A 16682-nucleotide genomic window follows, 5' to 3' on the forward strand; every position below is an offset into this window, starting at 1 on the left:
GATGGCCTCAGGCGGTGCAAGACTGGTTCGGTGACCCTGCTCGAACCACCGCAGGCGCTACCCGCGTCGTTCCATAACGCGATCAAACGCGCGCGCAACGGCGAGCGCCTGAGCACCGCCGAGACTGAACTTCTCCTCGCCGCTACTGGCGACAGCCTTGACGCGCTGCTCGAGCTCGCGAGCTCACTTCGCGACCAGGGGCTGCGCGACGCGGGCAGAGCCGCAGTGATCACCTATTCACGCAAGGTCTTCGTTCCGCTCACCACTCTGTGCCGTGACCGCTGCCACTACTGTGTCTTCGTCGACACGCCGGGCCAACTGCTGAAGAAGAGCAAACCAGCGTTCATGTCTTCGGAACAGGTTCTCGCCGTTGTGCGGCAGGGGCAGGCCCTCGGCTGCAAAGAAGCACTCCTCACGCTCGGCGATCGTCCAGAAGACCGCTGGCCTGAGGCGCGTGCCTGGCTCGACGAACACGGTTTCGCCTCGACCATCGACTACGTCGGTCACATCGCTCGCCTGATCACTGCCGAAACCGGAATGCTCGCGCACCTGAATCCGGGCGTGATGACCGCGGACGAGATCAAGAAGCTGCGTTCCACCGCGCCATCGATGGGCATGATGCTCGAGACCACCTCGCGCCGCCTCTTCGAGGAGCCGGGGCAGGTGCATTACGGCTCTCCGGATAAAGACCCGGCCGTGCGGTTGGCGGTCATCGCAGACGCGGGGCGCGAGCGGGTTCCGTTCACCACCGGCATCCTTGTCGGCATCGGCGAGACGCTGCACGATCGGGCGGAGTCGTTGATTGCGATCCGCGATGCACACGAGGCTCATATGGTCACTCGTGACGATGGGAGTCGCCAGGGCCACGTGCAAGAAGTGATCGTGCAGAACTTCCGCGCCAAACCCCGCACCGCCATGCAGGCTGCACCCGATGCAGCGCTTGTTGAGTACGTCGCTGCCGTGGCGACAGCGCGCGTCGTGATGGGGCCGAACATGCGCATCCAAGTGCCGCCCAACCTCTCTGACACGGCGGAATTCGACCTGCTCGTGCGGGCGGGGGCTGACGATTGGGGCGGGGTGTCGCCGCTCACAGCGGATCACGTCAATCCCGAGCGCCCGTGGCCGCACCTTGACGATCTCGCGGCGCGCACGGCCGAGTTGGGGTTCGCGCTGCATGAACGCTTGACCGCTCACCCCGAGTTCATTCGAGAAGGCGACACCTGGCTCGACCCGGCCATGCGCGAGCCGGTGGCGGCGCTGGCTGATCCTCGAACCGGGCTTGCGCAAAACCCGGCGGCCCAGCAGGGAGTTCGGGCGACCGCGCCGCAAGAGCCGAGACGGGCCCGGTCAGGCAACTCGGTGCGCCAACTCGCCGAGGCCGCGGCGTCAGAGCCGCTGACCCTTGACAACACCGAGTGGCAGACGCTGCTTTGCGCCACCGGCTCCGACCTTGATGCGCTGACGGCCACCGCCGATGATGTACGTCGCTACACCGTGGGTGAGGCGGTGAGCCTCGTGGTCAACCGCAACCTCACCTCGAGCGGACTGCGCGCGGTGGCGTCGAACGACCCGGCAACCTTCACTCTTGACGACGCCGCAGCAATCGCCCTCGATGCCGTGCAACTCGGCGCCACCGAAATCTGCGTGCAGGGTCTGCTGCCGGCCGAAAGTGACCCTGCCGACTACCTCGCTCTCGTGCGATCGCTGCGACACGCGGCCCCCGAAGTTCATCTGCACGCCTATCGCCCCCAAGACGTCTTCGACCTGGCTGACCGCGGGGGTCTGGGTCTTGACGGTGCGCTCGCCGCGCTGAGGGATGCCGGGGTCAACACGGTCCCGGGCACCGGGGTGAAGGTCATGAGCGAGCGCGTGCGTGCTCTGGTGGCACCCGGCGACCTCGAGATCGACCGGTGGATCGAAGGAATCACCGCTGCACACCGCGCCGGATTCCAATCGACATCGGTGCTGTTCTACGGCCACGTCGAAACGGCGGTCGAGCGCGTCGAACACCTGCGCGGGCTTCGTGAGATTCAAGGCGCTACGAGAGGCTTCAACGAGTTCGTGCCGATCCCTCTGCCCGGGCCCACCGGGGGAGTTTCTCTGGTCACGGGCCGTGCGCCTGTTGACGAGCATCGAGCGATGGTCGCCGTATCTCGTCTGATGCTCTCTGGCAGCATCCCCCATATTCAGATTCCATGGACCCGAGTGGGCCGCGACATCGCTGCCGTCTTGTTGCGCTCGGGTGGCGACGATCTGGGCGGCACATTGCTCGATGGCCGGGTGAAGCCCGAAGCTGGCATCGAGTGCGGTCAAGAGCTTCCGGTGCACGACGCGAGGGCGATGACCGCGCGCCTGTTTCGGCCGTTCCGGCAACGCACCACCGACTACCGCGAGGTGGGGCGATGACGCGCACCCACGACGTGGCGATCATCGGCGCTGGCTTCGCGGGGCTGGGCATGGCGATTGCGCTTCGACGCGCGGGGATCGACGATTTCGTCATGCTCGAGCGTGCCGCCTCGGTCGGAGGCACCTGGCGTGACAACACCTACCCCGGTGTTGCCTGCGACGTGCCCGCGCATCTCTACGGCTTCGCCAGCCACCCCAACCCCGACTGGTCGGGCCTTTACGCTCAGGGCAGCGAGATTCGCGCCTACCTCGAATCAGTCGCCCTCAACGAGGGTCTCGGCGAGCGTCTGCACCTGCGCACCGCCATGCTTCAGGCGAACTGGGATGCTGAAGCAGAGCTTTGGCGCATCACCACTCAATCGTCTGAAATCACAGCGCGAGCCCTCGTTCTAGCCTGCGGTCGGCTGACAGAGCCGTCCATCCCCGAGCTCGACGGCCTCGACTCGTTCGCGGGCCCGATCTTCCACTCTTCACGGTGGGATCATTCCGCCGATCTCGCTGGCCTTCGCGTCGCCGTTGTCGGCACTGGAGCCAGCGCGATTCAACTCGTGCCAGAACTCGCGCGCACAGCGGCGCACGTCACTCTGTTTCAGCGTTCGCCGGCGTGGATCGTGCCACGCGGAGCGGTACCCTACTCCGACGATCAGCGCGCACGCTTCGCATCTCGTCCGGCAGAATTGGCTCGCCTGCGCGCGGAACTGTATGCCGAGGGCGAGGCCCGGTTCGCCTCCCGCTCAGGGGATGCTGAAGCTGCCGCGGCCGCCCAGGCCACTGCGACGGCCCACCTCGCAGCACAGGTGCCAGACCCCGCACTGCGGGAGGCGCTCACCCCCGGCTACGACTTCGGCTGCAAACGCGTGTTGCTCTCAGATGAGTTCTATCCCGCCGTCGCCTCAGACGCGGTCGCCCTCGAAGCGTCCGCGCTCACATCGATCCGCGGCAACATTCTGGTCTCAGCCAGCGGCGAGTCATATGAGGCTGACGCGCTGGTGCTCGCTACGGGTTTCGCCACGACCAGTCAGCCGTACGCGGAATTGGTTACGGGAGAAGAGGGCGAAACCCTCGACGAGCACTGGTCGATGGGCATGACGTCGTTCGGGTCGACTGTCGTCGCAGGTTTTCCCAACATGTTCGTGCTCGACGGCCCCAACGCCGCTCTTGGTCACTCGTCGTCAGTGCTCATGATCGAAGAGCAGGCCGCCTACGCGGTGCGCGGGCTGGTGCGCTCTCGTTCCGGGGTCTTGCGAGTCGATCCGGATGCCGAGCGGGCCTATAGCGAAGAGATCTCCGAGGCCGCAGCATCCACCCCCTGGATGGTCGGCGGCTGCCGCAACTGGTACGTTGACGAACGCTCAGGGCGGCTTACGCTGCTTTGGCCCGGCACGGTCGACGCGTTCCGCGCGCGACTCGCCCGCGCAGATGGCTCAGAGTTCGTCGATGTAAACACACGCGCCGATGTGCGCACAGAGAAGGGACCATCATGACCATTCCCCTGCGCTTCGGGTACAAAGCGTCTGCCGAGCAGTTCGGCCCGAGCGAGCTGGTTGACTTCACCGTTCTCGCGGAAGAGATGGGGTTTGACTCCGTATTTCTCTCTGACCACTTTCAGCCGTGGATGCACGACGGCGGCCACGCGCCCGCCGCGCTCCCCTGGCTCGGCGCCGCCGGCGCGCGCACCTCGCGAGTGGTGCTGGGCACCTCGGTGCTCACCCCGACGTTCCGCTATCACCCGGCCGTCATCGCGCAGGCCTTCGCAACTCTCGGTGTGATGTACCCGGGTCGCATCGTGCTCGGCGTTGGCACGGGCGAAGCGCTCAACGAAGTGACGCTGGGGCTTGAGTGGCCCGAGCCACCAGAGCGCTTTCAGCGGCTGAAAGAGGCCATCACACTGATCGAGAAGCTTTGGGACGACGAGCGCGTCACCTTTGACGGCACGTACTACTCGGTGAAAGATGCCACGGTTTACGACCGTCCTTCTCCTGAGAACAAAGTGCCGATCTACATCGGCGCAGCGGGCCCGGCCGCTACGCGCCTAGCGGGTCGTATCGCCGATGGGTTCATCACCACCAGCGGCAAAGACCCTGCCCTCTACTCCGAGACGCTTCTGCCCGCACTCAAAGACGGTCTCTCGAAAGCTGACCGCGACGCTGGGTCGATCGACACGCTGATGGAAGTCAAGGTGTCATACCACCCCGATCACGCCACCGCGCTCGAGAAGACGCGGTTCTGGGCCCCGCTCGCCCTGTCGCCAGAAGAGAAGATGGGCGTGCACGACCCGATCGAGATGCAGCGGCTCGCCTCAGAATTGCCCGTCGAACGCGCCGCGTCCCGCTTCATCGTCTCGACCGATCCCGACGAGCACGTCGAGCGCATTGCCCAGTACGTCGACCTCGGATTCCGTCACCTCGTCTTCCACGACCCTGGGCACGACCAAGAAGAGTTCTTGCGCATGTACGGCGCTGAGATTCTGCCGAGATTGCGCGCCCGGTTCGCCTCGTGACCCACGACCACTCACCCGAGGGGTGGGCGGTCGTCATTCCGGTGAAGGCTGCGACGCACGGCAAATCGCGCCTTGATGTGTCGGGCGCCGACCGCGTTGCGCTCGCTCGCGCGATCGCGCTCGATACGATCGCGGCCGTTGCCGCCTGCACTGTGGTCACGCGCATCGTCGTGGTCACCGACGACCCCACCCTGGCCATACACGCTGCCGATATCCCGCGGCTGCGATTCGTTGACGAGGGCGATGCCGACGGGCTCAATGAGGCGATCGATCTCGGTATCCAAACCGTGCCCGAAGGGATGCTGCGGGCAGCGCTGCTCGCAGATCTACCGGCGCTGCAACCGCGTGATCTAGAGCGAGCGCTCAACAGCGCAGCATCCGCTGATAAAGGCGTAGTCGCGGATGCGGATGGCACCGGTTCGACGCTGGTGACGATGCAAGCAGGGGCGACGTGGAAGACAGCTTTTGGTGAGGGTTCATTCGCCAAGCACCTTGCAATGCGCCACGCCCCGCTCGATGTGCCCGGCGAATCATCTCTTCGCCGCGATGTCGACACGGCCGAGCATCTTGCCCTCGCGCAGCGCCTAGGACTTGGGCCTCGCACCGCGGCGGTACTGGCCCGGGGGAGTGTTCAGGGAGACAACAGCAAGTAAAGCGCGCCCGCGATCGTGAAACCGATCACCAGGCGTTCGAAGACCTGCTGGTTCAGTCGGCTGGCGAGCCAGCGGCCGCCTAGGGCTCCGACAACCACCAACGGCACCAGCACGAGGTCAAGCAGCAGTCCCGAGGGTGTTACCAGCCCCAGACTGATCGAAAACGGCAGTTTCGCGAGGTTCACCAGAGCAAAGAACCAAGCGGCCGTGCCCAGGAACTCCTTCACCGAAAACCGTGCCGCGAGGAAGTACATCGACATCACCGGACCGCCAGCATCGGCGACCGTAGTGGTGAAGCCGCCGAGAGTGCCATATGTCGCAGCCGCAACACGGTGAGGGGCCGCGTCTGCGACCGTGGACTGCATTCGCCGGCGCAGCAACGTGATGGCGATCACCGCGAGCAGAATGATGCCGATGGTTCGCTTCACCCACAGGTCGTTTGCGAGATACAAGAACCCCACGCCGAGCAGCAGGCCCACGCCCACCGCGGGCGCAAGGCGAAGCAATGCCGCCCAATTCGCGGAACGCCGATACATCAGAACCGCAAAGACATCGGCCACGATCAGCAAGATGAGCAGGGCGCCCGTGGACTCCTTCGCGGGCAAGACTGCCGCGAAGATTGCAATGGAGATGGTGTTCGCTCCTGGAACCGCGGTCTTAGAGACGCCCACCGTCACCGCTGCAACTGCCAGCAGAATCCACGCGATGCTCGACAGCTCGGGCACGTCAGATACTCACGGCCGACAGTGCCGCTTCAGCGAGCGCGGCGGAGCTCGCAGCATCCTTCATCCAAAGCGGCACAACGACCGAACGAATGCCGGTGTCGTCGATGGCTGCGCTCTCGGCCGAGTCTTCCTCACCGATCAACCACGCGTCCAGCACACCGCCGTCAGCACGAGATCCGTAGTGCGCGGCGACAGCGGCGGCAGACGTTTGAACGCCGATCGCGCCGAGGCAGACGTCGGCCATACCGCGAACCACCCGACCGCCGATGATCGGCGAGACACCGACGACCGCGGCTGACGTCTGACGCAGCGCTTCGCTCATGCCGGGCACAGCCAAAATGGGGCCTATCGACACCACCGGGTTTGAGGGAGCAAGCAGCACAATGTCGGCCTCGGTGATCGCTGCTTCGACTCCCGGTGCTGGTGCAGACTGATCGATACCGGGGTTGTCGAAGCGTGCCGGGGCGAGCCCGGCTCGATGACGCGTCCACCACTCTTGAAAATGCATGCGGCTGGCATCGTTCAGCTCGACAATCGTGTCGACCTCAGCGTCAGTCATGGGCAGCAGACGTGCGCCAAGCTGCCATCGCACTGACATCCGTTCGAGCACTTGTGTCGGGGTGAGCCCCGCACGCAGCCACCCGGTGCGAGCGAGGTGGGTGCCCAGGTCGAGATCACCCAGGGTGAACCAAGGCCAACCAGCCCCCCATTGTTGAAGCTCTTCGTTCACTCTTTCGGTATCGCCCGCGCGACCCCAGCCTTGTTCAGAGTTGTTGACTCCAGCGAGGGCATAGGTGATCGAGTCGACGTCAGGTTGCAGGCGCACACCAGACAGCCACAGGTCGTCACCGGTGTTGACGACGACGGTCAGCGCAGCGGTTGTGTCTGCGATGCCACGCGCACGAAGTGCGTCTCTGACACCGAGCACGAACTTCGAGCCGCCTACTCCGCCCGCGAGCACAACGACTCGCGCTGGAGCGGTCACGGGGCGAATTCGTCTGCCGCGTGGGGAAGCGGAAATCTGCCTACGGCTTCGATAAGCGCATCAACGGTCTGCGTCTGCGCGATGACGTCGACTCCCAGCCCTGCCTTGCGCGCATCCTTTGCAGTGCGCGGCCCGATCGCGGCAATCACGGTTGAGTCGGGAACATGCGGAAACTGCTCGTAGACCTGCGTGGCTACCGACCCGCTCGTAATCAGAATCGCGTTGATTCTGCCCGAGCGCACGTCTTCGGCGATTCGATCAGTCACCGGCACGCCGACCGTGCGGTAGGCGACGACGCTTCGCACGTTGTGCCCGGCTGCCTTGAGCATTCGAGTGAGCACCGGCTTTGCGATTTCACTGCGCAGCGTGAGGATCTCTCGTGGCTCCGTCTCAAGAGCCAGGATCTGCTCGGCCATGCCAGCGGCGGAGTTGTCTTCGGCGGGAACCAACGTGACGTCGTAACCGACCGCAATCAGCGCCGCCGCGGTCGTTTCGCCCACCGCGGCGATCTTGGTCGTTGCGGGAATCTTCGCGCGATATGCGTAGAGAACGTCAACTGTCGTCGCACTCGTGACCGTGAGCCACTCGAACTGACCGGCCGCAAGGTCGGCAAGTGATTTCTCGAGCGCTGCCTGATCGTCAGCCGGAGCGAAGTTGATCAGCGGAGCGATGACGGGCACAGCCCCCTGCTTGCGCAAGTTCGCGGCAACACCGTCGCCCCACGGGCCACCGCGAGGCACGAGAACGCGCCAGCCGGCCAGGGGCTTGGTATGAATCGGTTGTGTCACTGGTTTCATGGGGTTTGACTCTCGTGGTGCAGTCGACCGCCCACGATAAGTTCGAGCAGCCGACGCGCGCATCTGAATCGGGATTGCGCACTATCGGCAGCATTTCGCACCATTGCACTGCCTTTCCTGAGCATACCCCGTGAATGCACGGTTCATCTCAGAAAAGCCCGACAACGTGATCGAGCTGATACGTCAGCGAGTGATCGAGTTCACCAGGGCCCACACGGCGACCCCTACGGTCACCGCACCGGCAACAGCGACCGCCATTGCGCGTTCAGGATTGCGTTGCTGAGCCTTCTTGATTTTCAGTGTCGCCTCGTCGAGGCGGTCCGCGAGTCGGCGGGGAACATTCCCCTTGATCTCGATCGCAGCCAGCGCCGCTTTGAGCTCAGCTCGGGCTTTCTCGACGGGATCGACCAGCCCATTGGGCACCGCTGTGCGCGGCAGGATCTGTGGCGCGTCAGAGCTCATCGCTCATCTCCTTGATGTCTTTGGTGATCGACTGAACGGGGTTCTGTCGTTTGACCATGTTGCGGAATCGCATGAACCCGAGCAGTGCGAACACCACGGTGGCGACGATCATCACTAAGAAAATGGTCAGAGCTGACAGCCACACCGGCCACCACGACGACAGGCCGGCGATGAGATAAGTGCCGAAGACGGGGATCGACCAGAAAAGGAAGAACAGCGCGATAAATACCCAGATCGCACCCCACTTGCCATCCTGCGCGGCTCGCGTTGCCCACGTTTTCGCTGCATCGACCTCGGCGATGACCAGGTTTCGAATCAGTTCGGGCAGGTCGCCGAGCAGTGACAGAAAACTGTCGTCTGCGCGGTCGCGGTATCCACGAGGCGTGGGCATATCAGGCTCCGGTGCGCTTGCGAGTTGACTTCTTGGCTGCTTCGTTTACTTCGTCGGCAGCGTCTGAGACGTCATCCGCTGCGTCTTCCGCTGCATCTTTCACCGCGGCGGCCGTCGTCTCAGCGGCCTGGGCGACGTCTGCGGCGGAATCTTTGTTCGCCTTGATGACGGCATCAATCTTCGAGCCAGCGGAGCCATTCGATGACGCCGCCTTGGCCACCTTGACGGCCGAATCCCACAGCGTGCTCGGCAACGCCATCGCCGAAGACTTGGCGAAGTCTGTTGCCTTTGTGACCTGATCCTGAACAACGTCGAGCTGCCAGAGCTTGTTCCACTGAGTCTTGATCTGGTCGTAACGCTCGCGCCCGGCACGTGTGCCGAGTACATATCCGACGGCCAGGCCGACTACGAGTCCTGATTTGCCTCTCATGGGGGCCTCCTTAAGCTCGGTGATGCGCCTATTGGTGTGTCCAGAGTAGCCCTATATGCCAATCCAGGTATTCGGGGTTGCGCGAACAACGGATCATCGACTAGTCACCACCGGCCTCACCCCACAACACCGCGCTTCGGATTCGATCCGCTTCACTCACGGCGTCTGCGACCACCTGCGCGAGCCCGCTTCCCGACAGCCACGCGCCTACCGCAACGAGGTCGCCCGCCTCGGCTAGCTCTGACCGCACACCGGCGCGCCTCTCGGCGTGATCACGGGTCGATTTCGGTTGGTCAAGCACAAAACGCGCACGGTGCATCCCGCGCACGTGCGCCTCATTGAGCGCGACACCCAATAGAGCTGATGCCGCCTCCACCGCGCTCGTGCGAAACTCAGCGTCGGTCACCCCTGCAGGATCTCCGTCGGTGTCAAACGCCACACTCACCACGTGGCGCCCGGCGTCGGTCTCGCGTTCGAGCCACTGCCAGCGTGCAGTCTGGTGCACGATTCCCGACGCTCGAGACGACCCGGGCACCGCGTACACCTCGGTGCCCTGCGCTGCTGCATCGAGCGCTGGCGCAGCCAGAACCAGGGTCACAATCTCGCGGCTGTGCACGTTCGCCGGCGCGGTCGCGAGCGGCCGGCCAAGCGCCTGCGCCGCCAGGTCACGGCTGATCGCCTCGGGAGTCGCAAGCACCACGACGGTGGCGTTGTGCACGACTTCAGACGATTCGTGAACGTCACCCTCGGCCGCTTCGACATGCACCTGCCAGTGAGCGTCTTGGGAGCGTTCGACAGCCGTCACCGTCGCGCCCGTGCGCATCACGACCCCGAGCTCAACCAGCCGTGCTCGCAGGGCCTCGACGAGTTGCGGCATTCCCCCGTCAAGGCTGTGAATCGAAGCTTCCCGATTGCGGTCGACCAGCAGGTCTGAGACGGCGCCACCCAGTGAACCGGTGCGTGTCAGCGCGGTGTTCAGACCCGGAGCGGCGATATCGACGTCGACGTCTTCGGGTGCGATGCCGAAGCGCCCGAATGTCAGCGGCGCCACAAGGCGATCCCGTACTTTCTCTCCCATGCGCGAGCGCACGAGGGCACCGAGATTTCGTGAAACCCCAATGGTGAGTGGTGGCCGCAACCGATCAAGGTACGCGCGCCACGTACCGCCCCAGCCGATGACGCGACGCACCGACTCATCCCACGTGTTCGCGGGAATGCCCAGCACGGTGTCAGCGGGAAGCGGGGCTGCCCACCCGCGAGCGGGGTCAGCAATCCACACCTGGTCTCTGGCGGGCGTGACAACGCGATCTTGCAACCCGAGCTCGGCGATCAGAGCACTCATTGCGGGGCTCTTCGCTTGCCACGAGGTGGCGCCCGTGTCGATGCGCACACCATCAAGCTCGACGGACGCGATCGTGCCGCCGAGTTCGTCGTCTTTCTCGAACAGCGTTACGGCGATGCCCACTTTTGCGCACTCGTAGGCGAAAGTCAGCCCTGCGATGCCGCCGCCGACGATCACGAAATGCGCGTCGTGCGCGTGCGCAACCAGGTTGTTGAAGGCACCATCAGAATCTGCCACCTGCCCATCCTCCCACCGCAGTGAAAGACTAGAGCGCATGAGCCTTCACATCACAGGCGACGATGCCGCAGATCGACTCCTCACCGAAGATCCGCTCGCGTTGCTCATCGGCATGCTGCTCGACCAGCAGATCGCGATGGAAACTGCGTTCGCTGGCCCGCTCAAGATCGCGCAGCGCATCGGGTCGATCGACGCCGCCAGCATTGCTGGATATGAGCCACAAGCCTTCGTGGAGCAATTCAAGAAGACTCCCGCCGTGCACCGCTTTCCCGGGTCGATGGCGCAGCGTGTGCAGTCGCTGTGCACGGCCATCACCGAAGAGTGGAACGGCGATGCCGCCGCTATCTGGAGTCGTCCGGCATCTGGCTCCGATTCACCGCCCGATGGCGCCACCGTTCTCAAGCGGTTGAAGGCCTTGCCCGGATTCGGCGAGCAGAAGGCAAAGATCTTTCTCGCGTTGATTGGCAAGCAGTACGGCTATGAGGGCGCCGGATGGCGCGAAGCATCCACTCCATATGGCGAGGAAGGCTCTTTTCGCAGTGTCGCCGATATCGTCTCTGCAGAGTCACTGACAAAGGTGCGAGAGCATAAACGGGCCATGAAGGCAGCGGCGAAGACGGCAAAGGGTTGAAGTGGACAAGACAGGCGGCAGCGTCGCGGCATTCATTGCAGAAGTAACGCCAGCAGTTCGGCGCCGCGACGCCGAGGTTCTCGTCGCGCTCATGAGCGAGATCAGCGGGCGCGAGCCCGAATTGTGGGGCACGATCATCGGCTTCGGAAGTTGCCATTACCGCTACGCGACCGGCAACCAGGGCGATATGCCCATCCTTGCGTTTGCGCCCCGCAAGACCGCATCCACGATCTATTTCGACGCACTCGAACAACACGCTGCCACAATGACTGACCTCGGTCCGCACACCTCGAGCGTCGCGTGTCTCTACGTGAAGGATCTTGAGAAAGTCGACGAATCCGTTCTACGCGGCATGCTCATGCGCGCGTACGACCACGTGGTGAGTGGAAACACCTCATACGAGTCGCTCGAGGTGACGGGCTAGATACGAGCCCATCATGCGCGATGGCCGTTTCGCGGCCCGGTTCGCGTCGGTTGATTGCCTGATGAGACCGGAAACAGGAGTCTGGCTTGTTCGAAACAAGTCGGACATATGACGTCACTAACGTCGCCAGCGGTCCTCTCGGATGCAACCACCACGCCCCCTCCCCATTGGAGTACTTCCCTATGGCCACGCCATACCAGCGAAGAAAACACACAAGGCGCGTCGCGATTGGCGGTGCCGCCCTGATGGTCGCAACTGCCTGCGTAGTGCCCACGGTCGGTGCCCAGGCCGTCACCGCCGTCACGACGGGCAACGAAGCGGAGTGGCAGTTCCACGACTCCGCTCGACCCGGGCTCGACACCGGCAGCATCCGCGCGATCAGCGAATCAGGCGTTGATGGATTCGGCAATATCTTTGTGCGCGTCGCCACCGATGACGTTGTTCGGTTCAACGGCGAGATGATGCGCGGGTTCGGCCTCAGCTTCGACGGCACAAGTGAGTACGAGAGCACCGCAGCAGTCCCGCTTGCTGGCATCAGCATGACGCGCGACATTTCGATCGACATCGATAGCGACACCGCCCGCTACTTCGATTCGTTCACCAACACGACGAGCGCCCCCCTCACGGTCGAGGTGTCTTTCGGTGGAGCTCTCGGCTATGGGTCGGGAAGTGCCCAGAGCTTGATTAGGTCGACGTCCAGTGGTGACGACCTTGTAACGGCAGAGGACGCGTGGACTCTCTCGGCAACCACCGACGATGAAAATCGCCCGATCGGAGTGGTGCTGGGAACGCCCGCACCGTTTGAGGGCGCCCTCTCGGGCACGGGCAACCAAGAACGTGATCCGTTCACGACTGCGATGGCGACCGAGGGACACGAAGCCAACTTCGTCGGCTATATCAACACCCTCGAAATCGCTCCCGGAGAGACGCAGTCGCTGGCTCGATTCATCATCGCCGGCTCGGATGAGGCGGGTTCGCAAGCTGACGCGGCGATGGATCTCGAGGCTCTTGCCATCGCGCCCGACCTCACCGGGCTCTCGACCGATGAGATCTGCTCGGTGGCGAACTGGGATATCGGAGCGCTCGATCCAAGCCTTGAATGCGCGGACGCCGTGACTTTGACAATGCCAGCCGTTCCAGCAACCGCTGACGCTGTGACTAGTTCTGCGTACGACGTCGTGAACAAGACGATCGAGCAGCTGCAAGCCGACATGGAGTCTGGCGTGACCACGTCAGAGCAGATCGTCCAGGCTTATCTGGACCGCATCAATGTGTATGACGAGGGCCAGTTCGGCTACCACTCCTTCATCACCATTGCAGACACCGCGCTCGAGCAGGCACGTGCGGCTGATACGGCGCGCGCAGGCGGCGCAACGGGCGAACTGCTCGGCATTCCCATCGCGGTGAAAGACCTGTTCGATACCTTCGATATGCCCACTTCTGGCGGCACCGCTGCTCTCGCTGACTACCAGCCCGACCATGATGCCTTCCAGGTTGCGCAGTTGCGCGAAGCGGGCGCCGTGATCATCGGCAAGGCGAATCTCTCGGAGTTCGCCAACTCGGGCAGCCGTAGCGAGAGCTACTTCGGGCAAGTGTGGAACGCGCTCTACCCGTCGAAGACATCGTTCGGCTCCAGTGGCGGATCTGCCGTTTCGGTGGCCGCGAGCTTGGCAGCCGGTTCGTTGGGAACCCAGACGGGCGTGTCACTGTACGCGCCGACCGTAGGGTCAAGCCTTACGACCTTCCGCGGCACAGACGGAATGGCCAGCGACACGGGCGTTATGCCGTTGACGTGGGCTCAGGACTACGCGGGCCCCATCGCCCGGACAGTCACCGACCTTGCCTACCTGCTGAACGCCACCACCGGAACAGACCCCGACGACATCCTGACGGCCGAAGCTGATGAGCACCGTCCCGAGGACTGGACGGCAGCACTCGACACGTCGGCACTTCAGGGTGTGCGTGTGGGCTACCTGCCTGATTCGTTCGTCTCGGCATATGCAGACGACGACACCGGGGCTACGGTGCAGTCGCAGTTCGCCGCTCTCGAATCCGCTGGCGCGACGATGGTCGAACTGGATGCTACGCCCGATCGTCCGTCATCGCCGAGCGGAAGTCGAAGCATCGAAGGATGGGCACGATACATCGAGAAGCAGAACGGTCTGTTCCCCTTCGCTGACGGCAACGAACTGCGGGCTGATCCCAACGTGATCCTGTACCGCCAGCAAGAACTGAACGACACACCTCGCATGACAGATGAAGAGGTTGACGCGTGGCTCGACTATCGCGCCGAGTACAAAGAGATCATCGAGGAGTGGATGGACGCGGAGGGAGTCGACGTGCTGGTGTACGCCGGATTCTTGAGCGACATCTACAACAACGACGGCAACAGCAACCAGCACAGCGCTGACCGTTCAACTGGCGTTCTCACCTCCAACGTGGGTCTGCCTACGGTCGTCGTCCCGGTGGCAACGAACGAGCACGGCTACTCAGTTGCGATGCAGATCGTCGGCACAGCCTGGACTGACGCGGAGGTGCTTGCGATGGGCTACGCGCTCGAGCAAGAGACCCTGGCCCGGCACGTCGTGACCACGGCCCCTGCGCTGACGTATGACGGCACACCCGTGCCCACACCGACGCCTACGCCTACGCCTACGCCGACCCCGGACCCGACGACGTCACCGACGCCAACCCCGGACCCGACGACGTCACCGGAACCAGTGGATCCGACGACAGAGGCAAGCGTCACCCTCTCAAGCAGCGAGGTGGTGGCCGGAGGCTCGATCACTGTCACCGCGAAGGGAGTCGCCGCCGGCGAGACAGTAGAGATCTGGCTCCACTCAGATCCCGTGCTTCTCGCGTCGGTCGTTGCGGATGATGATGCCCTCAGCGTGTCAGTCACCATCCCTGTCTCGACGGTCGCAGGATCGCACGAGATCGAGGTGCGAGCCGATGGCATCAGCGTCTTCGCTGATCTTGAGGTAACCGATGCGTCTCAGGTTGCCGCGCTTCCGGCAACTGGCTTCGACGGAGGCTGGCTGCTTCCGCTCGCTGGCGGGCTGCTGCTCTCGGGAGCACTTGCTCTGGCCATTCGCCGCCGCGGTCAGCACAACTCGCAGTAGCAGAATGCGGGGCGCCGGGCGCAGAGCATCCGCTCTGCACCCGGCGCCCTTTGCGTTGCCCACCCTTCATCCACAGATCTCGATACATTCGCCCTGCGCTGTGTTCTAACGGGTACCGTCGAGAACGACGCTTCAACCTGGAAGGAACGTAGTGGATCTCATCGGTAGCGGGGGCCTCATTGTGCTCATCGCCAGCATCGTCGTTGCGGTGCTCATCCTCTTGGCCATCCTGCTCATTTTCGTGCGCTCGTGGTACAAGGTTGCAAAGGCAGACCAAGCCCTCGTAGTAGTTGGTCGCACGCAGAAGGGCGTCGGCGGCTCGTCGTCGCGCATCGCCGTAATCACCGGCGGTGGCGCCCTGGTGAATCCGCTCACGCAACGCGCCGAGATGATCTCGCTTCGCGCACGCCAGATCAAGATCGAACCGACTGCGCAGTCATCCACTGGCGTCACGGTGAACGTGAACGGCGTCGCGTTGGTCAAGATCGGCTCGGAACCCGAGCTTGTGCGCCGGGCTGCTGAGCGCTTTCTCTCGCAGGATGCCGCCATCGAGCAGTTCACCACCGAGCAACTCGAAGGCGCACTGCGCGGCGTGGTGGCGACGCTTACCGTCGAGCAGCTCATGATGGACCGCCAGAAGCTGTCAGACCAGATCGCCGAGGGCATCAAGCACGATCTGCTGTCGCAGGGCTTGATTCTCGACTCGTTCCAGATTCAGGGAATCACCGACAAGAACGGCTACATCGACGCGTTGGGAGCCAGCGAAGTCGAACGCGTGCGCCGTGAAGCCGATGTTGCTCGCATCAACGCCGCACGTGAAGTCAAGGCTCGCCAGCTCGCCACCGACGAGGCGAACCTCATCGAGCAGACCGCCTACGACCGCAATACCGCCGCCGCAGCCGCCCAAGTCGGCCGCGCACGCGCCGAGGCAGACCAGGCTGAAGCACTGGAACGCGCCGAGCGCGAGCAGGCCGTGCTGCTGCAGGGCGCCGAGAACAAGCAGGCACAGCTCGACGCAGACATCAAGAAGGTCGCCGATGCCGACCTCTACCAACGGCAGCGCTCCGCCGACGCCGACGCCTATGGCGAGGTGAAGGCAGCCGAAGCCCGCGCTGAGATCGCGGCTCAAGAAGCTGCCGCGACACGTCTTCGCGCCGAGGCTGAGGCAGACGCGGTCCGCGTCACCGGTGAGGCGCGCGCGAAAGCAATCGAGGCTGAAGCCGAAGCGCTCTCACGCAACCAAGAGGCGCTGCTCGCGCAGCGCGCACTCGAGGCGCTCGTGCCGATGATGACCGAGTTTGCTCGTGGCTTCGACAAAGTCGGCTCGATCACGGTGCTTGGCGGAGCCGGAGCATCACAGCACATCGCAGGTGAGTCTGCCGCCGGAATGCGCGCAACCTTCGATGCCGTTGAAGCCGCGACGGGAATCAACCTGCGCGACATCATTCAAGGGCAAGCCACCGGTCGTGGCGTTGCGCAGGGCTTGCGCGACGACGATGCTTCGTCCAAAGTGCCAGCTTCAGCGGCTGACATGGGTGCAACCCCCGCAACCGAGGCACCACCGCAGACGTAAGACG

The 16682-nt window shown here is 63.9% G+C and carries 15 protein-coding genes; 8 read left to right on the top strand and 7 right to left on the bottom strand.

The window, feature by feature from the left end; translation table 11 throughout:
- Window positions 1-30 precede the first annotated feature (30 nt).
- The 4 genes from cofG to cofC are packed head-to-tail and all read left to right on the top strand — an operon-like array spanning window position 31 to window position 5559.
- On the top strand, window positions 31-2406 hold the full coding sequence (gene cofG, locus SJY18_RS07915) for a 7,8-didemethyl-8-hydroxy-5-deazariboflavin synthase CofG (protein WP_396667162.1): 2376 nt from the start codon (window positions 31-33) through the stop codon (window positions 2404-2406).
- Entirely contained in the window at window positions 2403-3890 is a 1488-nt protein-coding gene (locus tag SJY18_RS07920) for a flavin-containing monooxygenase (RefSeq protein WP_396667163.1), read from the top strand. The genes cofG and SJY18_RS07920 overlap by 4 nt, the downstream gene beginning before the upstream one ends.
- A complete protein-coding gene (fgd, locus tag SJY18_RS07925) occupies window positions 3887-4906 on the top strand; it encodes a glucose-6-phosphate dehydrogenase (coenzyme-F420) (protein WP_396667164.1) in 1020 nt (339 codons plus the stop codon). Before SJY18_RS07920 ends, fgd begins: the two co-directional genes overlap by 4 nt.
- On the top strand, window positions 4903-5559 hold the full coding sequence (gene cofC / locus SJY18_RS07930) for a 2-phospho-L-lactate guanylyltransferase (RefSeq protein ID WP_396667165.1): 657 nt from the start codon (window positions 4903-4905) through the stop codon (window positions 5557-5559). Before fgd ends, cofC begins: the two co-directional genes overlap by 4 nt.
- Here the strand turns inward: cofC and SJY18_RS07935 are convergent.
- The 7 genes from SJY18_RS07935 to SJY18_RS07965 form a co-directional block, all read right to left on the bottom strand.
- Entirely contained in the window at window positions 5538-6284 is a 747-nt protein-coding gene (locus tag SJY18_RS07935; protein ID WP_396667166.1) for a sulfite exporter TauE/SafE family protein, read from the bottom strand. The genes cofC and SJY18_RS07935 overlap by 22 nt on opposite strands.
- 1 nt (window position 6285) lies before the next feature.
- Complete coding sequence (gene cofD, locus SJY18_RS07940) at window positions 6286-7269, bottom strand: 2-phospho-L-lactate transferase (protein ID WP_396667167.1); 984 nt, start codon at window positions 7267-7269, stop codon at window positions 6286-6288.
- The gene (locus tag SJY18_RS07945) at window positions 7266-8066 is read right to left on the bottom strand and encodes a uroporphyrinogen-III synthase (protein ID WP_337336523.1); all 801 of its coding nucleotides are present in this window, start codon (window positions 8064-8066) and stop codon (window positions 7266-7268) included. Before SJY18_RS07945 ends, cofD begins: the two co-directional genes overlap by 4 nt.
- Window positions 8067-8249: 183 nt before the next feature.
- Window positions 8250-8528, bottom strand: a complete 279-nt coding sequence (locus SJY18_RS07950; RefSeq protein WP_337336524.1) for a hypothetical protein — start codon at window positions 8526-8528, stop codon at window positions 8250-8252.
- Entirely contained in the window at window positions 8518-8919 is a 402-nt protein-coding gene (locus tag SJY18_RS07955) for a phage holin family protein (protein WP_396667168.1), read from the bottom strand. The genes SJY18_RS07950 and SJY18_RS07955 overlap by 11 nt, the downstream gene beginning before the upstream one ends.
- Window position 8920: 1 nt before the next feature.
- Window positions 8921-9349, bottom strand: a complete 429-nt coding sequence (locus SJY18_RS07960) for a hypothetical protein (RefSeq protein ID WP_396667169.1) — start codon at window positions 9347-9349, stop codon at window positions 8921-8923.
- A gap of 100 nt (window positions 9350-9449) precedes the next feature.
- Window positions 9450-10928 (bottom strand): protoporphyrinogen/coproporphyrinogen oxidase, encoded by a 1479-nt coding sequence (locus SJY18_RS07965; RefSeq protein ID WP_396667170.1) that lies wholly within the window; start codon window positions 10926-10928, stop codon window positions 9450-9452.
- Between the two features lie 37 nt (window positions 10929-10965).
- Between SJY18_RS07965 and SJY18_RS07970 the strand changes: the two genes are divergently transcribed.
- The 4 genes from SJY18_RS07970 (at window position 10966) to SJY18_RS07985 (ending at window position 16678) form a co-directional block, all read left to right on the top strand.
- On the top strand, window positions 10966-11559 hold the full coding sequence (locus SJY18_RS07970) for an HhH-GPD-type base excision DNA repair protein (RefSeq protein WP_396667171.1): 594 nt from the start codon (window positions 10966-10968) through the stop codon (window positions 11557-11559).
- A gap of 1 nt (window position 11560) precedes the next feature.
- Entirely contained in the window at window positions 11561-11983 is a 423-nt protein-coding gene (locus SJY18_RS07975; protein ID WP_396667172.1) for a DUF1801 domain-containing protein, read from the top strand.
- Between the two features lie 245 nt (window positions 11984-12228).
- Window positions 12229-15105, top strand: coding sequence for an amidase (locus SJY18_RS07980; protein ID WP_396667173.1), 2877 nt, complete (start codon window positions 12229-12231; stop codon window positions 15103-15105).
- Window positions 15106-15256: 151 nt separating this feature from the next.
- On the top strand, window positions 15257-16678 hold the full coding sequence (locus SJY18_RS07985; RefSeq protein ID WP_396667174.1) for an SPFH domain-containing protein: 1422 nt from the start codon (window positions 15257-15259) through the stop codon (window positions 16676-16678).
- The last annotated feature ends 4 nt before the right edge of the window (window positions 16679-16682 follow it).

The organism is Microbacterium sp. R86528 (genome assembly GCF_044596335.1).
Taxonomy (GTDB): domain Bacteria; phylum Actinomycetota; class Actinomycetes; order Actinomycetales; family Microbacteriaceae; genus Microbacterium; species Microbacterium marmarense.